The following is a 20,549-nucleotide window of genomic DNA, read 5'->3' as shown; positions in this document are numbered from 1 at the left end:
GGCGGCAGCTGCTGACCTGGCAGGACGGGCTCCTCGCGCTCAGCGAGCCGGCCACGATCGACGTGGGCGCCCTCGGCAAGGGCCGCCTCGTCGACCTCCTCCTCGGCATCCTCACGGCCACCGTGGCGGGTGACATCACGGTGGACGCCGGCGGCGACCTCGCGGTGCGCGGGCGGTCGCAGCGCATCGGGCTCGAGCATCCCTTCGATGCGCGTCGCGCCATCGGGGTGTGGGAGGTGACGGATGCCGCGCTCTGCGCGTCCGCGGTCAACCGGCGGACGTGGCCGTCGGCGACGGGCGCGACCACCCTGCACCACGTGCTCGATGCCCGCACCGGGCAGCCGGTGCGGACCATCGCGGCGACATGGGCCGTGGCGGCCGACGCGATGACGGCCGACGCCGTCGCGACGGCGCTGTTCTTCGACGGCGGCCCCCGGCTCGCCCACGAGTGGGGCGTCGAATGGGTGCGCATGACGACGGACGGCCGCGTCGAGTGGTCTCCGGGCTGCCGCGCCGACCTGTTCGTCCGACCGAATAGCCTGGAACAGTGACCGACCCTCGCCCCGAACCCCTCGCCGGACACGTCGTCGCGGTGGCACGCGACGACGCGCACCGCTTCAGCAAGCCGACGCGCGAGAGCATCACCCTGATCGCCGGCATCGGCGTCGAAGGCGATGCCCACGCCGGCACCACCGTGCAGCACCTGTCACGCATCCGGCGCGACCCCACGACGCCCAACCTCCGCCAGGTGCACCTGATCCACGCCGAGTTGTTCGACGACATGGCAGCACGCGGTCACGAGGTGCACGCCGGGGCGCTCGGCGAGAATGTCACCACCGCCGGCATCGATCTGCTCGGACTCTCGCGCGGCACACGACTCGCGCTCGGCGAGGAGGCTGTGATCGAGATCACCGGTCTGCGCAACCCGTGCGTCCAGATCGACGGCATCTCCGAGGGGCTGATGAAGGAGCTCGTCCACCTCGATGACAGCGGCGCCACCGTGCGCCTGGCGGGCGTCATGTCGGTCGTCCTCGAGGGCGGCGTCGTGCGCCCGGGCGACGGCATCCGCGTCATTCCGCCTGCCGGCCGCCCCGAGCCCCTGCAGCCGGTCTGAGCGCATGGGAACCCTCACCGCCGTCTGGAACCGCCTCTTCGCGGTGCTCGGCCGCCTGTCGATGTACCGCCTGGTGTACTTCGCGCTCGCTGCGCTCGCCGTCGTGGCACTGCTGCTGTCGTTCTTCGGCCTCGTCGGCCCCGACCCGCTGCAGCTCGTCGTGACCATCGCGGTGCTCTCGGCCGTATGCGTGGGGGTGGATGCCGCGGCCCAGCGCGTGCTCAACCTGCCCTGGCGACTGGAATCGTCGCTCATCACGGCGCACATCCTGCTGTTCGTGCTGCGGCCGACGCTCGAGCTCGTGGGACTCCTCGGCATCGTGATCGCGGCCGCGGTCGCCTCGCTCTCGAAGTACGTGCTCGCGTGGCGTGGACGCCACATCTTCAACCCGGCGGCGGTGGGTGCCACCGTGCTGACCCTGCTGAGCCTGGCGTGGCCGGATCTCGGCGCGTCGTCGTGGTGGGTCGGCACCCCGGCGCTCGCCGCACCGGTCATCCTCCTCGGCCTCGCCGTGCTGGTGCGCACCGAGAAGCTGCGGGTCGTCGCGGTGTTCCTCGTGTTCGCCGTGGCGGTCGCGGTCTTCCGCACCGCGGCCCAGTACCAGTCCGCCGGCCTGGAGGTCGACACGCTCGACCTGCTCTGGCCCATCCTCTGGTCGTCGCCGTTCCTCTTCCTCGGGGCGTTCATGCTCTCCGAACCGCTCACGCTCCCGCCCCGCCGCTGGCAGCAGCTGACCGTCGCCACGGTGGTCGGCGTGCTGGCCGGCTGGCCCATCCCGATCGGCGACATCACGCTCGGCCAGGAGCGGGCCCTCCTGGTCGGCAACCTCGTCGCGTTCGCCTTCGCGGTGCGCACCGCGGTGCGCCTCACCCTCGTGTCGCGCGCGGAGCCCACGCCGAGCGTGCAGGAGCTCACGTTCCGGGTGCACGACCGGCTGGCGTTCCTCCCCGGCCAGTACCTCGAACTCGAGGTGCCTCATCGCCACCCCGACGCCCGCGGCACGCGACGCGAGTTCAGCATCGCGTCGGCACCGGAAGACCTGCCCCTCTTGAAGGTGGCGTTCAAAGAGGGCAAGACCACCAAGGCGCAGAGCTCGTACAAGAAGGCGCTTGCCGAGGTGCAGCCGGGCGACGCGCTCGCCATCACCGGCGTCTGGGGCGACTTCCTGCTGCCCAAGCGCGATGCGGCGCCGATCCTGATGGTGGCCGCCGGCATCGGCGTCACGCCGTTCGTGTCGCAGTTGCGCCAGGCACAGGCGTCGGGCCTCGACCGCGACATCGTGCTCGTCTACGTCGCGTCGGACTCCTCCGAGCTGGCGTACCGCGACGAGATCGCGGCATCCGGAGCCCGCGTCATCGTGTTCACCCGCGACCGGCCGGCCGACCTCCCCGACCATTGGACGTGGGCGAAGGGCGTGCGCCTCGATGCCGACGGCCTGCTCCGCGTCGTGCCCGACATCTCATCGCGTCACGCGTACATCTCGGGCCCGGCGGCGCTGATCGCCGATCTGGCGCCGGCGCTCGAGCGCGCGCGCTCGATCACGACGGACGCCTTCAGCGGCTACTGAGCCGGCGCTCAGGCCGGGTCGGCCGGGCGAGCCGGCAGACGCACCTCGAACGTGGTGTCTCCGGGTGCGCTGTCGACACGGATGCTGCCGCCATGGGCATCGACGATCGCACGGGCGATCGAGAGGCCGAGGCCGGTGCCGCCGGTCTGGCGTGCGCGCGAGCGGTCGGCCCGGGCGAAGCGCTCGAACAGCTCGTCCCTGATCGACGGATCGATGCCGGGGCCGTCGTCGTGGACCCGCAGGACCGCCGCGCCGTCGTCACGGGCGACGCTCACGGTGACCGTGGTGCCCGCGGGCGTGTGGGTGCGGGCGTTGGCCAAGAGGTTGGCGGCGACCTGGTGCAGCCGTCCCGTATCGCCGGCGACGAGCACGGGTTCATCGCCCACCTCGAGCACCCACTCGTGGCCGGGGCCGGTGGGCCGCGCATCGCCGACGGCGTCGATCACGAGCCGCGTCAGGTCCACGGTGCCGTAGACGAGCTCCTGCCCCTCGTCGAGGCGCGCCAGCAGCAGCAGGTCCTCGACGAGCGACGTCATGCGCAGCGACTGCGCCTGGATGCGCTCGAGCGACGCCTCCGTCGTCTCGATGGTCGCCGCTTCCGGTCCCCGAGCCAGTCGAGGGGCGCGGCTGAGGGCCTTGAGCGACAGCTCGCTGTAGCCGCGGATCGACGAGAGCGGCGTGCGCAGCTCGTGGCTCGCATCCGCCACGAACGCGCGCATGCGCTCCTCGTTGCGCTGACGCGCGGCGAGCGACTCGTCGACGTGATCGAGGAGCGTGTTCAGCGCGGCGCCCACGCGGCCGACCTCGGTGCGCGGGTCGGCCTGGCGGGCGGGAACCCGCTCGGCGATCGTGACCTCGCCCTGGTCGAGTCGCTGCGTCGACACCCTGCCCGCCGTGTCGGCGACCGCACGCAGCGGCGCGAGGCCGCGGCGGATGGTCCACGCCGTGGCCACCGCGAGCAGGAGCAGACCCCCGGCGGTGAGGAGGCCGATCGTCGTCAGCATGCGGCCGATCGTGGCGGCGACGTCGTCGCGGGACAGACCGACGACCACGATCGACTGTCCGTTGACGCCGTTGCCCTCGACACGGAACGTGCCGACGCCGTCGATCGTGACCACGAGTGGGCCCTCGCTGCCGAGCCCGGCAGCGAGCTGATCGATCTGGTCCGCTGTCAGCCTGGTCACAGTGCCGTCGGCTTCCGTCACCGCCGCTGTGGGTGCGGAAGGCGGCGTCTCGATCGCCAGGAGGAAACCCGCCTGCTGGGGCTGCTGCTCGAGGATCTCTTCCGCGGTCAATCCTGCGGCGATCGGCTGGCGAAGGATGGCGGAGGTGCGTTCGGCGGTCGCGCGCAGTTCGTTGCTGAGCCCTTCCTCCAGCACGCCGCCCAGGATGGCGCTGGTCGCGACACCGACGAGCACCATGATGAACGAGGTGATGGCCACCACCGTCACGATGAGCTTCCGCTGCAGCGTCCACGGTGCGCGCCGGCCGACCTTCTCGTCGGCGCCGGTGGTGCCGGCCGCGGCGTCGTCGGCATCGGTGAGCGGTGTATCGATGGCGCCCGTACCGTCCGGCGCGGTCATGGGGGGACCCGTCCTCAGGGGAGCGTTCCCCACGGGAGACGCGGGAACGGACGCGGAGCCGCCGGCCGCGGCATCCGTCTCGCTCTTCTTCCCGACCGGCCCCCCGCCGTTCGTGTCGGTCACTGCGGCGCCTTGATCATGTAGCCCACGCCGCGCACGGTGTGGATGAGGGGTTCGCGGCCGGCGTCGATCTTCTTGCGCAGGTACGAGATGTAGAGCTCGACGACGCTGGAGCGCCCGCCGAAGTCGTAGTTCCAGACACGGTCCAGGATCTGCGCCTTCGAGACCACCCGGCGCTGATTGCGCATGAGGTAGCGGAGCAGCTCGAACTCCGTCGCCGTGAGCTCGATCTCCTCGCCCGAGCGCTCGACCTCGTGGCTGTCCTCGTTGAGGGTCAGATCGCCCACGCGCAGGATCGGCTCGGCTCCTGCGGCGTGGGCCGTGCCCGCCCGGCGCATGAGGCCGCGGAGGCGCGCCACGACCTCCTCCAGGCTGAACGGCTTGGTGACGTAGTCGTCGCCGCCCGCGGTGAGACCCGCGACACGATCGCTCACGGCGTCCTTGGCGGTCAGGAACAGCACCGGGACGTCGTCGCCCGACTGGCGCAGTCGCTGCAGCACGGCCATGCCGTCGAGGTCGGGCATCATGACGTCGAGCACCATCGCGTCGGGCTCGAACTCGCGTGCCGACTGCAGCGCCTCGAAGCCCGAGCCGGCGGTCCGCACCTCCCAGCCCTCCATCCGCAGCGCCATCGACAGCAGGTCGGTGAGCATCTGCTCGTCGTCCACCACCAGCACGCGGAGGTTCGAGCCGTCGGGACGCAGCAGGGCGGGTGAGGGGTTGGTCATGCGTCCATTGTGGACGCCTTCCTATGCGGTTCCTATGGCGCCCGCTATGCGCGCGCTGTGAATGCCCCGTCGCCCACGCGCCGCCACCCCTTCCCCCTGGGTTCATCCGTCGTATATGTACGCCGAGCGAGCGATCTCGCGTACATGTACGACGGACGAACGGGGGAGGAGGAGGAGGGAGGAGGAGGAGGGGAGGAGAGGGGATCGCATAAGCGCTTCATAGGTGCCGCTTGCGGAGCGCATCATCGCTGTTCGTAGCGTTCCCCTCGATGGCCGGCATTCCGCCCGCCCAGAGGAGACCCATGTACATGACCTATCTGCGGCGGGAGCTGGCCGGCCGCAAGAAGCAGACGATCATCGTGGCCGCCGGCCTCGCGATCGCCATCGCGCTCGTGATGATCGTGAACTCGCTCGCCGCCGGCGTGAGCGCCGCGCAGGCGCAGGCGCTCGAGTCGGTGTACGGCGTCGGCACCGACCTGACCGTCACCGGAGCGGAGGCCGAGCCCGGCCAAGGCGGCGCGCGGTTCGACTTCGGCGAGGACGGCGGGGATACCACCGACGACGGCACGACCGAGCTCAGCCAGTCGCGGCTGGTGACCGACCCGATGCGCTCGACCCTCGACGCCTCCACGCTCGACACGGTGACCGGCATCGACGGCGTGGCCGCGGCATCCGCTGCACTCAGCCTCACGAACATGACCTTCTCGGGCGAGCTGCCGCAGCGGCCCGACGACGCCACCGGCGACGCCACCACCCAGGCACAGCCCCCGCAGCAGACCGAGGGAGAGACCGGTGGGGGCGGCTTCGGCGGTGGCTCGTTCGGCGTGGACTCGTTCACGGTGCTCGGCATCGACCCGTCGGCGGATGCCGTGGGCCCGCTGTCGGCGGTGGAGCTCAGCGACGGCCGCGGCCTCGAGGCGTCCGACGAGGGCGCGTCCGTCGCAGTGCTCGATGCGACCTACGCCACGACCGCCGATCTCTCGGTGGGCGACACCATGGACGTCGGCGGCCGGGACTTCGAGATCGTCGGCCTCGTGGCCTCGACCTCCGATGAGGCGGACACCGCGTCGAACGTCTACATCCCCCTCGACGTCGCGCAGGAGCTCTCAGGCGCCGGCGACGTGATCTCGACCGTCTACGTGCAGGCAGAGTCGTCCGATGCCATCTCGTCGGTGCAGACGGCGCTCCAGGAGGAGCTGCCCGACGCCACCGTGAGCTCGCAGTCCGATCTCGCCTCGACGGTGTCAGGGTCGCTCTCGAGCGCGTCCTCGCTCATCACGAGCCTCGGCACGTGGCTGTCGCTCATCGTGCTCGCCGTCGCACTCGCGCTCGCCGTGCTGTTCACGATCTCGGGCGTCTCGCGCCGCACGCGCGAGTTCGGCACGCTCAAGGCCATCGGCTGGTCCAACGGCCGCGTCGTCGGCCAGGTCGCGGGGGAATCGGTGGTACAGGGCCTCATCGGCGGTGTCCTCGGCCTCGTGATCGGCTTCGCGGGGATCATCGCCATCAACGTCATCGCCCCGACCATCTCGACGGCGCCCGCCACGCAGAGCTTTGGACCGGGCGGCGGGGGAGAGCTGCCGGCAGGCGGCGGACCGTTCGGGAACGCGATGATGCCGCAGACCGGCGCCGACATCGTGCTGCAGGCACCGGTCACGCTGTGGGTCGTCGTCGCGGCGGTCGGCATCGCGGTGCTGGGCGGCCTCGTCGCCGGCGCGTTCGGCGGCTGGCGGGCCGCGCGGCTGAGCCCCGCCGAAGCCCTCCGATCGGTGGGCTGAGGCATCCCGTGTCGAGCACCGATCCCCCCGCAGCCGAACACATCCCCACCACACCGTCTCCAAGAAGGGAAGAGCACGTCATGACCATGATCGACACGGAGGCCGCCTCGGCTCCGGATGCCGCCGCCCCGGCGCAGTACCGTCTCGAGGGCGTCACCCGCACCTACACCCAGAAGGGGCGTGTCGTGAAGGCGCTCGCCGGCGTCGACCTCACGATCGACACGGGAGACTTCGTCACGATCCAGGGACCCACCGGCGGCGGCAAGTCCACGCTGCTGCAGCTGCTGGGCGCGCTGGACCGCCCCAGCGCCGGCTCGGTGCACCTCGGCGAGATCGACATCGCCACCGCGGGCAATCGCGAACTCGGCCGCATCCGCGCCCACGAGATCGGCTTCGTCTTCCAGGGGTTCAACCTCATCCCGACCCTCACGGCGCACGAGAACGTCGACATGGCGCTGGAACCGCTCGGCCTCTCGAAGGACGAGCGCGCCGGTCGTGTCGCTGAGGCGCTGGCGCATGTCGACCTGGCAGAGCGAGCAGACCACCGGCCCGGCGAGCTGTCGGGCGGTCAGCAGCAGCGCGTGGCGATCGCGCGGGCGATCGTCAAGCGCCCGCGCGTGCTCCTCGCCGATGAGCCGACCGGCAACCTCGACGAGAGCATGCGCGACGAGATCCTGTCGGTGCTGCAGGCGCTCAAAGACGAAGGGCTCACCCTCATCATCGTCACGCACGACTCGGCGGTCGCACGCCGCGCACGTCGCCGGCTCCGGCTCGACAGGGGCACCGTGCGCGACATCACGCGCTGATCGGCCTCGTGCGACAGGCCCGCGGATCAGCCGGCCGAGCCGGCGTCAGCCGGCCGAGCGGGCATGGGCCGCGATGCGATCGAAGAGCGCATCGCGGCCCTCGTCGATCCGCTGCTCGTCGGGGTGCGCGTCGTAGTAGGCGAGGATGCGGCGCGCGCCCTCGTCGAACGTGATCGTCGTGCGGAACTCGGGAACGAGCTGCGTCACCTTCGACGAGTCGAACAGCATGGAGTGGGCCTTGTCGCCGATGAGGGTCGGCCCGAGGTCCGGTGCGAACGCCGCGATCGTGTCGGAGGCGACGTGCACGAGGTCGGGGGAGTCGACGCCCGCGGCATCGGCCAGCCAGCCGTAGATCTGGTTCCAGGTGGGCGCGTGCGTCCCCGTGATGGTGAACGCCTCGCCGATCGCCGCCGGATTGCCCAGAAGTCCGGTGAACGCCACGGCGAAATCGTCGGAATGCGTGATGGTCCACTGGGTCGTGCCGTCGCCGTGGACGATGACGGGGCGCCCCGCACGCATCCGCGCGATGTCGGTCCAGCCGCCGAGCGTGGGCAGCAGCCGCTCGTCGTAGGTGTGCGACGGTCGCACGACGGTCACCGGCAGGCCGCGCTCGCGGTGTGCGGCCACGAGAACGTCCTCGCACGCGATCTTGTCGCGCGAGTACTGCCAGAACGGGTTGCGCAGCGGCGTGGACTCCGTCACCGGCATCCGGCGAGGCGGCTTCTCGTACGCGGATGCCGAGCTGATGAACACGTATTGGCCGGTGCGTCCTTCGAACAGCTCGAGATCGGTCGCGATGTGCTCGGGCGTGAAGGCCAGGAACTCGGCCACGACATCGAACCGGCGGTCGCCAAGGGCGCTGCGCACGGCGGCCGCGTCGCGCACGTCGGCCTCGATCAGTTCGACCTGGGACGGCAGCGGACGTCGTGCACTGCCGCGGTTGAGCACTGAGACGTCGTGCCCGAGAGCCACGGAGCGGCGTACGCACGCCGCGCTGATCGTTCCGGTGCCGCCGATGTAGAGGATGCTCGTCACGCCCGCGAGCCTACGCCCGGACGCGGACGTCGCGGCGGACGACGCCCGCTCGCTGACGGCGAACATCTTCCCCGATGTCGGCGGCGGGTCCTAGCGTTGCGGTCATGAGCAACGACGACCTCAGTGCCGGCTCCGTCAGCACCGTCATCCGCCCGGGCGACTCCGAATGGGAGTCCGCCCGTCGTTTCCACTCCGGCATCGGCGAGCCCGCTGCCGTCATTCGCGCCGCCAGCGTCGACGATGTGCGCGGCGCCGTCCGCTACGCCTCCGCCGAACGTCTCGAGATCATGATCCGGGGCGGCGGCCACAGCGCCTGGGGCGGGGTTCCCGGCGGCCTCACCCTCGACATCTCCGCGCTGGACACCGTCGCCGTCGAAGGAACGCGCGTGCGCGTCGGCGGCGGTGCCCTCTGGGGTGGCGTCGCCCACGCCCTCGCCGAACGCGGCTTGGGGCTCAGCTCCGGCGACACGGCATCGGTCGGCGTGGGCGGTCTCACGCTCGGCGGCGGCATCGGCTGGATGGTGCGGGCGTGGGGACTGGCCGCCGACCAGCTGGTGGGCGCGCAGCTCGTCACCGCCCGCGGCGATGTGGTCGAGGTGAGCGAGACGTCCCACCCCGAGCTCCTGTGGGCTCTGCGCGGCGGTGGCGGCAACTTCGGCGTCGTGACGCGGTTCGACTTCGAGGCGCACCCGCTCGACGGCGTCGTCCACGCCGTCTACGGGCTCGAGGGCGATGCCCGCCCCGTGCTGCGCGCGCTGCGCGAGGTGATGGCCGACGCGCCGCGCGACCTCACGGTCACCTACATGGACGTGCCGGCCATGGATCCCAATGCGCCGGCAGGCGCTTCGATCACCGCCGTCTGGGTCGGCACCGACGAGGACGCCGCGCGTCGAGCGCTGGCGCCGCTCGCCGATGCCCCCGGCGTCACCGAGCGGGACTTCGGCGTGCAGGACTACCCCGACGTCTTGATGGAGGCTCCCGAGTTCGACCCCGAGCGCCCGATGCCCGGCTTCGTCGGCGGCAACACCCTGTTGGGGGTGCTCGACGACGAGGCGATCGATCGCCTCGTCGCGTTCCGGGAGCAGCATCCGGCCTCGGTCGTGATGCTGCGGTCCCTCGGCGGCGCCTACGCCGATGTGGCCCAGGACGACACCGCTTTCCCCGCGCGCGACGCGACGTGGTTCGCGATGGCGGGGGCCTTCGACATCCCGGGCATGCTCGACGACGCGGGGCGTGCGGCGGCCAACGCCGCGTGGGACGCCATCGAGGCCAAGGGATCGGGCGTCTACGGCAACTTCAGCGTCTCGACGGACGAGGCGATCGCCCAGCGCATGTACCCGCCGGCGACGATGGCCCGTCTCGCCGCCATCAAGCACACGTGGGATCCGGGCAACGTGTTCTGCCGCAACCACAACGTGAAGCCCGTGCCGAACGGCGGGGCCGCCGGCTGACCCGCGGAACCGGCACAAGACGCGACGAGGGCGGATCCCCTGATGGAGATCCGCCCTCGTCGTCTGCGGGAACGCGTCGGTTCGACGCGCCCGCGTCAGTGGGTGTCTTCGGCCTCGATCTCGGTGCGGTCGCCCGACCACAGCGTGTGGAAGGTGCCGTCCTTGTCGATGCGCTTGTAGGTGTGCGCCCCGAAGAAGTCGCGCTGTCCCTGGATGAGCGCCGCCGGCAGTCGCTCCGCGCGCAAGCCGTCGTAGTACGAGAGCGACGACGAGAAGGCGGGTGCGGGGATGCCGGCGCCCGCCGCCGTCGACACGATCCGGCGCCATGCGCCCTGCGCGCGGCCGAGTGCCTCGACGAAGTACGGCGCGGTCAGCAGCACGGCCAGGTCGGGCGTCTCGTCGTACGCGTCGGCGATGCGGTTCAGGAACTGGGCGCGGATGATGCAGCCGGCGCGCCAGATCTTCGAGACGGCGCCGAGGTCGATCGTCCAGTCGTACTCGGCGGCGCCGGCCCGGATCTCGTCGAAGCCCTGCGAATAGGCGACGATCTTCGACGCGTAGAGCGCCAGGCGCACGTCCTCGATGAACGCCTCGGCGTCCTCGACCTCGAGGTCCTCTTCGGCACCGGGCAGCTCGCGCGAGACCTCCCGCTGCTCGGGGTGCGACGACAGCGACCGGGCGAACGTGGCCTCGGCGATGCCCGACACCGGGACGCCGAGCGACAGTGCCGTCTGCACGGTCCAGGCGCCGGTGCCCTTGGCGCCGGCCTGGTCGAGGATGACGTCGACGAGCGGCTTGCCGGTCTCGGCATCCACCTGGCGCAGCACCTCGGCGGTGATCTCGATGAGGTACGACTCCAGCTCGCCGCGGTTCCACTCGGCGAAGACGTCGGCGATCTCGGCCGGCGTCTTGCCGGTGCCGCGCCGGATGAGGTCGTACGCCTCGGCGATGAGCTGCATGTCGGCGTACTCGATGCCGTTGTGCACCATCTTCACGAAGTGGCCGGCGCCGTCGTGGCCGATGTGCGTGACGCAGGGCTCGCCCTCGGCGACCGCCGCGATGGACTTCAGGATCGGGCCGAGGGTCACCCACGACTCGTCCGAGCCGCCGGGCATGATCGACGGGCCGTTCAGGGCGCCCTCCTCGCCGCCGGAGATACCGGCGCCGACGAAGTTGATGCCCGTCTCGCGCACGGCCTTCTCGCGGCGGATCGTGTCGGTGAACAGCGCGTTGCCGCCGTCGACGATGATGTCGCCCGGCTCGAACACCTCGACCAGCGCGTCGATGACGGCGTCGGTGGGGCGCCCGGCCTTGACCATGATGATCGCGGCGCGCGGCTTCTGCAGCGACGCGGCGAACTCCTCGTACGAGAACGCGGGCACGAAGCCGGCCTCCGGGTGGGCGGCGAGCAGCTCGTCGGTCTTGGACCGGCTGCGGTTGTGCACCGCGACGGTGTTGCCCTCGCGGCTGGCGAGGTTGCGCGCGAGGTTCGAGCCCATCACAGCCAGACCCACGACGCCGATGTTCGCCGTCGCCACGCGATCGGCGGCGGGCCCCTCCGGCTCGGGCGTCGGGCGGGGCACGTCCTCCGGCGCCGGCGCCGCCTCGTGCGCGGTCGTCGCCTCGTCAGGAGCCTGGTCCTGATCCGTCGAGATGCTGGTCCCGGCCTGGTTGCCGCTCGCTGAAGGGTCGTTCGAAGACACACGCGCTCCTGAGGTTAAGTCGTCTCTTTCAGCCTAGAGTCTGGCGCGTCCGTGTTACACCGCAGCGGCGGGACGCTCACAGCCGCGCGCGGCCGACTGTGACCGGCGTGGGGCGGTGGGCTACCGTGGCCGACGTGAGCGAGCCCTCCCTTCCGGCGCACTCGGTGCCGAAACCGGCGGTGCGGGCCACCGACGAGTCGCGGCCCCGGCCGATGGTGCGCGTCGTCGTGATGGGGCCGAGCGGTTCCGGCAAATCCGTCGTCGGTCTCGCGCTGGCGCAGCGTCTCGGCCTGCCGTTCATCGATGCCGACGACCTGCATCCCGCCGCCAACGTCGCCAAGATGGTCGCGGGCATCCCGCTGGACGACGATGATCGGATGCCGTGGCTCGATGTCGTCGCGACGACGCTGCACGATGCGCCCGGGGGAGTGGTGATGGCGTGCTCGGCGCTCGCGCGGCGCTACCGGGAGCGGATCCGCGCGGGTGCCCCGGGCGTCGTCTTCGTCGAGCTGCGTGTGCCGCGTGACGAGCTGGCGCGTCGCATGGGCACGCGCGAGCACTTCATGCCGTCGTCGCTGCTGGCTTCGCAGCTGCGCACGTTGGAGCATCTCGAACCCGATGAGCCGGGCGTCGTCGTCGCGGGCGATCCGCCGCTGGCCGACGTCGTCGATGCGGCGGTCGCCGCGCTCGAGCGGTATCAGTCCTTGCGGTAGCCCTGGCGTCCGAGGCTCCAGAACGCCAGCACCGCGCCGACGGCCCCGACCGCGGCCATGGCGCCGATGAGCCAGAAGAGAGCGTGGCTCCAGAAGCCGTAGTCCATGGGGTCCTCCGTAGGGAGCGGGAAGCAGGTGCGTTCCTCATCGTAGCGGGGGCGCTGGTAGACTCGTCTCGAACTTCGGCGAGGGATGCCTCGCGCCCGTCGATTCTGGCGGGCTGCGGCATCCGTGATCGACGCGGTGAAGGCGGCCCAAACGGCTTTCCTCACGCGTGCGCGTTCGAGTCGAAGACACCCCGAATACCCGGGCCCGCCACCGCGCAGGCCGACTCAGAACGGCCACGCGCCGCAGCTTACCGGGCCATTGCGCCCACAAGGAGAACCCCAATGTCGTCCGAGCCCGATACCAAGGTCCAGGCCGAGTTCCGCGAGAGCTTCGGCAAGGGCTTCGCCCGCCGCCTCCGCGCCGCCGGCAAGATCCCCGCCGTCATCTACGGTCACGGCACCGACCCCGTACACGTCGCGCTGCCCGGCCACCAGGTCTCGCTGCTGATCCGCCGCGCCAACGCGGTGCTCGAGCTCGACCTCGACGGCAAGTCGCAGCTCACGCTCGTCAAGGACGTGCAGAAGGACCCGGTGCACCAGGTCATCGAGCACATTGACCTGCTCGTCGTGAAGAAGGGCGAGAAGGTCGAGATCGAGGTGCCGATCCAGGTCGTGGGTGAGTCCGCTCCCGGCACCATCGCGAACCTCGAGAACACGACGGTCACCATCCAGGCCGAGGCCACGCACATCCCCGAGCACATCGAGCTCGACGTCGAGGGCCTCGAGGACGGCACGCACATCACGGCCGCCGATCTCAAGCTGCCGAAGGGCTCGGTGCTCATGGCCGACCCCGAGCTGCTCATCGTCGCCATCTCGGTGCCGTCGGCGACGCTGGCCGCCGAGGACGAGATCGCCGAGGCCGACGCCGAGACCGCTGCCGAGCAGGCCGAGGCTTCCGAAGAGTCCGCCGGCGAGTAATCGCCTTCAGGAAGGCGAGGGGGTGCGGATGCCGCGCCCCCTCGCTTCTTTTCGTCGGGCGCCTCGCCGCTCGGGCAGGATGGATGACATGGCAGAGACGTGGCTGGTCGTCGGGCTGGGAAACCCCGGTCCGCGCTATGAGCTCACGCGGCACAACGTCGGGCAGCTCGTCGTCGATGAGCTCGCCGGGCGGCGTGGCGAGTCCTTCAAGGCGCACAAGGCGAACGCGCGCGTCGTCGAGACCTGGCTGCGCCCGGGCGGTCCGAAGCTCATCCTCGCGAAGCCGAATACGTTCATGAACGTGTCAGGCGGGCCCGTCGCCGGGCTCGTGAAGTTCTACGGCATCGAGCCGGACCATGTGGTCGTGGTGCACGACGAGCTCGACATCCCGTTCGACACGATCAAGCTCAAGACCGGCGGTGGCCACGGCGGCCACAACGGCGTGCGCGACGTCGCGAAGGCGCTCGACACCGGGGAGTTCGCGCGCGTCCGCGTCGGGATCGGCCGCCCCGCGGGCCGCCAGGACCCGGCCGACTGGGTGCTCGACCCGTTCGGCGCCACCGAGCGCAAGAACCTCCCGATCCTCGTCGGCGATGCCGCCGACGCGGTCGAGCAGCTGGTGGCCGAGGGGCTGCTCGCCGCACAGCAGAAGCACCACGCCCCGCGCGTCTGAGGGAGGCGTCGGGCCTCGGCGCTTCCTCAACTGAGGAAGCGTGCCGAGGTGCGGGGCGGTACGCCCAGGAGCCCCTCATTTCGGCTCTCGTCCTCAGTTGAGGAGCGGGCGCAGGGATGATGGGCGAGGCAGGGTGGTCGCGCCCCGTCGGGGCCTCATCCTCCACTGAGGAAGCGTGCCGAGATGCGGGGCGGTGGCCCGAGCGGGCTCCTCATCTCGGCTCTCGTCCTCAGCTGAAGAACGTGCACAGGACAGACGGATGCCGCGCGCCGACGCGCTCGCGGATCAGCCGCCGACGCCGGTGCCGGCGGAGAGCCCGGCGGTGAGGAAGCCCTGCACCACGGCGCCGAAGACGATCGGCCCCACAGCGGCGACGATCACGGCGGCGATGCCGGCGCCACGACCCCGGGCGGTGACGATCGCGACGATGCCCTGCACGAGAGCCCAGATGCCGAGCACTGTGCCGACCCAGAACGAGACCTCGCCGAGCAGCACCCAGTCGCGGACGGGCGACAGGACCGACCAGTCGAAGTCGCCATCGAACGCCCGCGCCGAGATCTGTCGACCGGCACCGAGCCCGATGTTGTAGCTGGCGATCGCGCCGACGATGGCGGCGCCGACGGTTGCGACCAGCGCCAGCGCCAGGGCGACGACACCGAGCACGCCGCTTCGTTGGACGGGTGCGCCTGTGCCGTATTGCCCGGTGGCCGCGACCGGGGACACCGCGTACCCCGCGGGCGGTGCGTACCCCGGCGGCGGGGCGTAGGCGCCGGCAGGCGGGACGGCCCATCCGGCCGGAACCCCGGGCGTCACGCCGGGGCCGGCGGCCCCTGGCGGCTGATCGGCGCCCGAGCCTGCGGGCGCGCCGAACGGCGGGGACGCGGGGGGAGCCCACGCGCCGGGCGGAACGGGCGGGTTCTGGGGCGCGTCGGGAGCGGAGGGCTGACTCACAGGCTCATCCTAGGAGGGCCGCACGACGCCTCGTCAGCGGCGGCGCGTCGTTTCGGCGCTGCCGCGACCGAGCTGCGGCGGAGCTCGCCTCTCGGGGCTGCGGCAGAGCTCGCCTATGCCAGCCGCGGCGGGCTCGCCATCAGGGCTGCGGCGGCGGAGCTCGGTGTCGGACCTGCGCCGTAGACTCGTGCGGTGACAGTTCCCGGGATCGTTCGCGCCCTCGAGCATGCTGAGCCGTTTCGGGATGCGGTGGCCGCGGCATCCGTCGACGCCGACTTCTCGCTGGTCGAAGGGCTCGACGCTCCGCTTCTCGCCGCTCTCATCGAACGCCGCCGCGCGGCCGGCAAGCCACCGCTCGTGCTGCTGGTCGCCCCCACGGGCCGCCGGGCGGAGTCCCTCGGCCCCGCACTGGGCGCGATGCTGCCCGGTGCCGAGGTGCTGCACTTCCCGGCGTGGGAGACGCTCCCGCACGAGCGGCTGAGCCCCAGCGCCGAGACCGTCGGCGCACGTCTCGAGGTGCTCACCCGCATCGCACGCTGGGATGCCACGACGCCGCTCGTCATCACCGCGTCCGTGCGGGGCGCCATCCAGCCCCTTGCCGCGGGGCTCACCGACGTGCCGCCCATCGAGCTCGCCGTGGGCGCCCGCGGACACGACCTCGGCGATGTCTCGGCCCGCCTCGTCGAGCTCGCCTACCATCGAGTCGACATGGTCTCGCGTCGCGGCGAGTTCGCGGTGCGCGGCGGCATCCTTGACGTCTTCCCGCCGACCGCCCCGCACCCGTACCGTGTCGAATTCTTCGGCGACGAGGTGGACGAGATGCGCGCCTTCTCGGTCGCCGATCAGCGGTCACTGCCCGGCGAGGTGCGCGAGGTCACGTTGCTGCCGAGTCGCGAACTGCTGCTCACCGAGGCGGTGCGCGGCCGCGCGCGGGAGATGAAGGGCGAGTTCCCGGGCCTCGCGGGCATGCTCGAGAAGATGGCCGAGGGCATCCCCGTCGAGGGCATGGAGTCGCTGCTCCCCGCCGTCGTCGACCGGCTCGTGACTGTCGTCGACTACCTGCCCGAGGGATCCGCCGTCGCCCTCGTCGACCCGGAGCGCGCCGTGGCGCGCGCCATCACGCTGGGCGACACGAATCGCGAATTCCTCGAGGCGGCCTGGAGCGCCGCGACCGCAGGTGCGAGCACCCCGGTCGACCTCGGCGCCGGCGACTTCCTGACCCTGCCGGCGCTGCGAGCGGCGGCACGCGCGCGCGGCGGTGTGTGGTGGAGTCTCAGCGCCTTCGACTCGGGACAGGCGGATGCCGCGGCCGAGGGTCTCATCGACGACGACATCGACGTCGCGCTCGAGGCGGCTGCCGCGATCCGCGTGCCGGGCTCTGCGGTGCCGTCCTTCCAGGGCAACGTCGAGGGCGCGACCGCCCATGTCGGCACACTCCTGGCGGACGGCTGGCGCGTCGTGGTGTCCGCATCCGGTACGGGGCTCGTCGAGCGTGCGCGTGATGTGCTCGCCGAGCGCGGCATCGCCGCGCGCCGGGTCGACGAGGTGCTCGAGGCGCCGGAGCCCGGCGTCGTCCACGTCGTGCTGAGCGTGCTGGAACGCGGGTTCGAGGTGGCGGACGCCAAGCTCGCCGTGCTCACGGAGTCCGAGTTCTACGGCCGCACGATCGGCGGCGACTCGCGCGTCGTCAAGAAGCTCGCGTCGCGGCGCAAGGCCGTCGTCGATCCGCTGCAGCTGAAGGCGGGCGACTACGTCGTGCACGCGACGCACGGCATCGGCAAGTTCGTCGAGCTGACGCAGCGCGAGGTCTCCAGCGGCGGGCGCAACGCGGTCAAGAGCGTGCGGGAGTACCTCGTGCTGGAGTACGCGCCGTCCAAGCGCGGCTACCCCGGCGACAAGCTCTTCGTGCCCACGGATCAGCTGGACCTGCTCTCCCGCTATGTCGGCGGGGAGGCGCCGGCGCTGTCGAAGATGGGCGGCAGTGACTGGGCGCAGGCCAAGAGCAAGGCCCGCCGTGCCGTGCGAGACATCGCGGTCGAGCTCGTCAAGCTGTACTCGGCGCGGATGGCGTCGAAGGGTCACGCGTTCGGGCCCGACACGCCCTGGCAGCGCGAGCTCGAGGAGGCGTTCCCGTTCGCCGAGACGCCCGACCAGCTGCAGACCATCGACGAGATCAAGGCCGACATGGAGAAGCCGATCCCGATGGACCGGCTGCTCTCGGGCGACGTGGGCTTCGGCAAGACCGAGGTGGCCGTGCGCGCCGCGTTCAAGGCCATCCAGGACGGCAAGCAGGTCGCGATGCTCGTGCCGACGACCCTGCTCGTCAAGCAGCACCTCGAGACGTTCACCGAGCGCTTCGCCGGCTTCCCGGTGAAGGTGAAGGCGCTCTCGCGCTTCCAGACCGACAAGCAGGCGCGCGAGGTGCTCGCCGGGCTCACCGACGGCACCGTCGACATGGTCATCGGCACGCACCGGATCCTCACCGAGAAGGTGATCTTCAAGGACCTCGGGCTCATGATCATCGACGAGGAGCAGCGCTTCGGCGTCGAGCACAAGGATCAGCTCAAGAAGCTCAAGACCAACGTCGACATCCTCGCGATGAGCGCGACGCCCATCCCGCGCACGCTTGAGATGGCGGTGACGGGCATCCGCGAGATGTCGACGCTGCAGACGCCGCCCGAGGACAGGCATCCGATCCTGTCGTATGTCGGCCCGCGCAACGACAAGCAGATCACCGCCGCGATCCGCCGTGAGCTGCTGCGCGAGGGACAGGTGTTCTACGTGCACAACCGGGTGCAGTCGATCCAGCGCGTCGCGGCGGAGCTCGCCGAGCTGGTGCCCGAGGCGCGCATCGCGGTGGCGCACGGGCAGATGGGCGAGCACGCCCTCGAAGAGGTCGTCGACGCGTTCTGGGAGCGCCGCTCCGACGTCCTCGTCTGCACGACGATCGTCGAGACGGGTCTCGACATCTCCAACGCCAACACGATCATCATCGACCGCGCCGACAAGTACGGTCTCAGCCAGCTGCACCAGCTGCGCGGACGCGTCGGTCGTGCGCGTGAGCGCGCCTACGCGTACTTCCTCTACGACGACATGAAGCCGCTCAGCGAGACCGCTGCCGACCGCCTGGAGACCATCGCGGTCAACAACGACCTCGGCTCCGGCATGCAGGTCGCGCTCAAGGACCTCGAGCTCCGCGGCGCCGGCAATCTCCTGGGCGCCGAGCAGGCCGGTCACATCGCGGGCGTCGGCTTCGACCTGTACCTTCGCATGATCGGTGAGGCCGTCGCCACGTTCCGCGGTGAAGAGACCGAGGGACCCGCCGAGCTCCGCCTCGAGCTGCCCGTGCAGGCACGCATCCCGGAGTCGTACATCGACAGCGAGCGGCTGCGGCTCGAGGCGTATCAGAAGCTCTCGGCGGCGGCATCCGTCACCGCGCAGCCGGACGCGATCGACCTCGTCGTCGAAGAGCTGACCGACCGCTACGGCGAACCCCCGGCCGACGTCGAGGGACTGCTCGCGGTCGCGCGGCTGCGCCGGCGCGCGGGCCAGGCGGGGCTGGCCGACGTCGTCGCGATGGGCCCGAACCTGCGCATCGCGCCGGCGGACCTGCCCGACTCGATGCGGGTGCGCCTGCAGCGGCTGCATCCCAAGGCCAAGCTGGTCGCCGGCGGCGAGGCGATGGTCGTGCCGCTCCCGTCAGCCGGTGGGGAGCCGCTGCGCGACGACGAGCTCATCGCCTGGGTCGCACAGCTGATCGAGCAGCTGTGGCCGCCGAAGAAGACCGACACGGATGCCGCGGCCGACGCGGCCGTCAACGCCTGAGCGCTGCGCGTGCGAGAGGGTGGTGGCATGGCGGCCGACCTTCGGATCGAGATCTTCCCCGACGACCTCGACCGGGCGGTCGACTTCTACGTCCGCGTGCTGGGGTTCACGCTCGTGCGCGATGAGCGGCACGTCGAGTGGCCGTACGTCGCGCTCGAGCTCGGTCGTGTGCGCGTCGGGGCGGCCCGGCGCGCGTCGGTCGATCCCGCGCCGCGCCGCCCGCCGGTGGGAGTGGAGCTCGTGCTCGAGATGGACGATCTGGATGCCGCCCGCCGGCGGATCGCCGACGAGGGCTGGCCCGTCGACGACGACGTGCGGGTGCAGCCGTGGGGCCTGCGCGACTTCCGGGTGCTCGATCCGAGCGGCTACTACTGGCGCCTGACGGAGCACCCGCGCTGACGCACGCGCGCCGGCGATCGAGTGCGATGCGGATGCGCCGCACTACGCTGGCATCGATCCACCACCGACGGAGGAAGAACGATGCGTTTCGAGCACCTCGGGGCGCAGCCCCGCATCCATCCCGACGCGGTCGTCGCCGCGACCGCGGTGATCAGCGGCGACGTCGAGATCGGCGCCGAGTGCCAGATCCTGCACGGCGCGGTGATCACCGCCGAAGGCGGTGCGATCACCCTCGGCGAGAACGTCATCGTCATGGAGAACGCGCTCATCCGCGCCACCGCGACCAATCCCGTGCACATCGCCGATCACGTGCTGGTCGGCCCGATGGCGAGCATCTCGGGAGCCGTCGTCGAGGAGGAGGTGTTCCTCGCGACGGGCACGCGCGTGTTCAACGGCGCCCGAATCGGGGCGCGCAGTGAGGTGCGGATCAACGCCGTCGTGCACCTGCGCACGACGCTGCCTGCCGATTCGACGGTGCCGATCGGCTGGGTGGCCGTGGGCGATCCTGTGCAGGTCCTGCCGCCTGACCGCCACGAGGAGATCTGGGCCGCGCAGCGCGAACTCGACTTTCCCGGGTACGTCTTCGGGCTCGACCGCGAGACGCCCGACCTCATGGTGCAGCTCACCGAGCGCTACGGCCGCAGCCTCGCGCGTCACGCCGACGACCGTCGCATCGACTGACGTCCGCCGCGGCGCTGGCCTTCGCGGGGCCGAGGCCATGGTCTCGCCGACATGGGCCGTCTGGGGACCCGTTCAAGGCTCGATCAGGCCGCGGGGCCTTCGATCACCAGACCGCTCGCTGAGCCGACCGGCCGCGGTCGCACGGCGGGTGTGCCGCGGGCGCCGGGCCGCGGCATCCGTGATCCGCTCGTGTCACTCCCAGAGCGAGCCGCAGTCGCGACAGGCGAATTCGAGGCGATCGACGGAGCCGTCATCGACGGCGTCGCGGCGATCCCATTCGATGCGGAACCACCGCGGTTCACTCGCCCGCACATCGAGCGACCCGCACTGGGGGCAGACTTCGGCGACGACGTTCCGTGCCATGGCCGCTACGGTACGCCGCGGCCGTCGTCGATCA

General features: G+C 71.3%; 19 protein-coding genes. 12 read left to right on the top strand and 7 right to left on the bottom strand.

From position 1 onward, the window contains the following. From ACI3KY_RS09785 to ACI3KY_RS09775, 3 genes are all read left to right on the top strand, one after another. Positions 1-551: FAD:protein FMN transferase (locus ACI3KY_RS09785; protein WP_404929975.1), on the top strand; the 551-nt coding region annotated here is incomplete at its 5' end. Next, positions 548-1,114, top strand: coding sequence for an MOSC domain-containing protein (locus ACI3KY_RS09780; protein WP_404929974.1), 567 nt, complete (start codon positions 548-550; stop codon positions 1,112-1,114). The genes ACI3KY_RS09785 and ACI3KY_RS09780, both read left to right, overlap by 4 nt. Positions 1,115-1,118: 4 nt before the next feature. Beyond that, positions 1,119-2,681, top strand: coding sequence for an FAD-dependent oxidoreductase (locus ACI3KY_RS09775; protein ID WP_404929973.1), 1,563 nt, complete (start codon positions 1,119-1,121; stop codon positions 2,679-2,681). Positions 2,682-2,689: 8 nt separating this feature from the next. On the opposite strand, the gene ACI3KY_RS09770 is transcribed toward ACI3KY_RS09775, so the two are convergent. Both ACI3KY_RS09770 and ACI3KY_RS09765 read right to left on the bottom strand, forming a co-directional pair. After that, positions 2,690-4,264: a sensor histidine kinase gene (locus ACI3KY_RS09770; protein WP_404929972.1), complete on the bottom strand. Its 1,575-nt coding sequence runs from the start codon at positions 4,262-4,264 to the stop codon at positions 2,690-2,692. Positions 4,265-4,383: 119 nt separating this feature from the next. After that, positions 4,384-5,112, bottom strand: coding sequence for a response regulator transcription factor (locus ACI3KY_RS09765; protein WP_284444970.1), 729 nt, complete (start codon positions 5,110-5,112; stop codon positions 4,384-4,386). Positions 5,113-5,414: 302 nt separating this feature from the next. Here ACI3KY_RS09765 and ACI3KY_RS09760 point away from each other — a divergent pair, with 302 nt between their 5' ends. Together ACI3KY_RS09760 and ACI3KY_RS09755 are read left to right on the top strand one after the other, a co-directional pair. Further along, positions 5,415-6,890: an ABC transporter permease gene (locus ACI3KY_RS09760; RefSeq protein ID WP_404929971.1), complete on the top strand. Its 1,476-nt coding sequence runs from the start codon at positions 5,415-5,417 to the stop codon at positions 6,888-6,890. Between the two features lie 80 nt (positions 6,891-6,970). After that, positions 6,971-7,696, top strand: coding sequence for an ABC transporter ATP-binding protein (locus ACI3KY_RS09755; protein WP_404929970.1), 726 nt, complete (start codon positions 6,971-6,973; stop codon positions 7,694-7,696). A gap of 45 nt (positions 7,697-7,741) precedes the next feature. Here the strand turns inward: ACI3KY_RS09755 and ACI3KY_RS09750 are convergent, their stop codons facing one another. Continuing rightward, positions 7,742-8,731, bottom strand: coding sequence for an SDR family oxidoreductase (locus ACI3KY_RS09750; protein WP_404929969.1), 990 nt, complete (start codon positions 8,729-8,731; stop codon positions 7,742-7,744). Between the two features lie 104 nt (positions 8,732-8,835). On the opposite strand from ACI3KY_RS09750, the gene ACI3KY_RS09745 reads away from it, so the two are divergent. Further along, on the top strand, positions 8,836-10,182 hold the full coding sequence (locus ACI3KY_RS09745) for an FAD-binding oxidoreductase (RefSeq protein ID WP_404929968.1): 1,347 nt from the start codon (positions 8,836-8,838) through the stop codon (positions 10,180-10,182). A gap of 95 nt (positions 10,183-10,277) precedes the next feature. Here the strand turns inward: ACI3KY_RS09745 and gndA are convergent, their stop codons facing one another. Continuing rightward, positions 10,278-11,720: an NADP-dependent phosphogluconate dehydrogenase gene (gene gndA / locus ACI3KY_RS09740; protein ID WP_404929983.1), complete on the bottom strand. Its 1,443-nt coding sequence runs from the start codon at positions 11,718-11,720 to the stop codon at positions 10,278-10,280. Positions 11,721-12,115: 395 nt separating this feature from the next. Between gndA and ACI3KY_RS09735 the strand changes: the two genes are divergently transcribed. Then, a complete protein-coding gene (locus ACI3KY_RS09735) occupies positions 12,116-12,598 on the top strand; it encodes a gluconokinase (protein ID WP_404929982.1) in 483 nt (160 codons plus the stop codon). On the opposite strand, the gene ACI3KY_RS09730 is transcribed toward ACI3KY_RS09735, so the two are convergent. Next, the gene (locus ACI3KY_RS09730; protein WP_404929967.1) at positions 12,583-12,705 is read right to left on the bottom strand and encodes a hypothetical protein; all 123 of its coding nucleotides are present in this window, start codon (positions 12,703-12,705) and stop codon (positions 12,583-12,585) included. The genes ACI3KY_RS09735 and ACI3KY_RS09730 overlap by 16 nt on opposite strands. Positions 12,706-12,987: 282 nt before the next feature. On the opposite strand from ACI3KY_RS09730, the gene ACI3KY_RS09725 reads away from it, so the two are divergent. Both ACI3KY_RS09725 and pth read left to right on the top strand, forming a co-directional pair. Next, complete coding sequence (locus tag ACI3KY_RS09725; protein WP_404929966.1) at positions 12,988-13,623, top strand: 50S ribosomal protein L25/general stress protein Ctc; 636 nt, start codon at positions 12,988-12,990, stop codon at positions 13,621-13,623. A gap of 88 nt (positions 13,624-13,711) precedes the next feature. Then, positions 13,712-14,296: an aminoacyl-tRNA hydrolase gene (gene pth, locus ACI3KY_RS09720; protein WP_404929965.1), complete on the top strand. Its 585-nt coding sequence runs from the start codon at positions 13,712-13,714 to the stop codon at positions 14,294-14,296. 285 nt (positions 14,297-14,581) lie between these two features. Here pth and ACI3KY_RS09715 read toward each other — a convergent pair whose 3' ends face one another. Further along, positions 14,582-15,247 (bottom strand): hypothetical protein, encoded by a 666-nt coding sequence (locus ACI3KY_RS09715; RefSeq protein WP_404929964.1) that lies wholly within the window; start codon positions 15,245-15,247, stop codon positions 14,582-14,584. Positions 15,248-15,439: 192 nt separating this feature from the next. Between ACI3KY_RS09715 and mfd the strand changes: the two genes are divergently transcribed. From mfd to ACI3KY_RS09700, 3 genes are all read left to right on the top strand, one after another. After that, positions 15,440-19,072: a transcription-repair coupling factor gene (gene mfd / locus ACI3KY_RS09710; RefSeq protein ID WP_404929963.1), complete on the top strand. Its 3,633-nt coding sequence runs from the start codon at positions 15,440-15,442 to the stop codon at positions 19,070-19,072. A 27-nt stretch (positions 19,073-19,099) separates the two neighbouring features. Beyond that, positions 19,100-19,471 (top strand): VOC family protein, encoded by a 372-nt coding sequence (locus ACI3KY_RS09705; protein ID WP_404929962.1) that lies wholly within the window; start codon positions 19,100-19,102, stop codon positions 19,469-19,471. Between the two features lie 81 nt (positions 19,472-19,552). Continuing rightward, positions 19,553-20,152, top strand: coding sequence for a gamma carbonic anhydrase family protein (locus ACI3KY_RS09700; RefSeq protein ID WP_404929961.1), 600 nt, complete (start codon positions 19,553-19,555; stop codon positions 20,150-20,152). 192 nt (positions 20,153-20,344) lie between these two features. Here ACI3KY_RS09700 and ACI3KY_RS09695 read toward each other — a convergent pair whose 3' ends face one another. Continuing rightward, entirely contained in the window at positions 20,345-20,515 is a 171-nt protein-coding gene (locus ACI3KY_RS09695; protein WP_404929960.1) for a hypothetical protein, read from the bottom strand. Positions 20,516-20,549 lie beyond the last annotated feature (34 nt).

This window comes from Microbacterium sp. ZW T2_14 (genome assembly GCF_044987405.1).
Lineage (GTDB): Bacteria > Actinomycetota > Actinomycetes > Actinomycetales > Microbacteriaceae > Microbacterium.
Note: the sequence above shows the minus strand (reverse complement) of the source record. Positions and strands in the feature narration are given on the sequence as shown.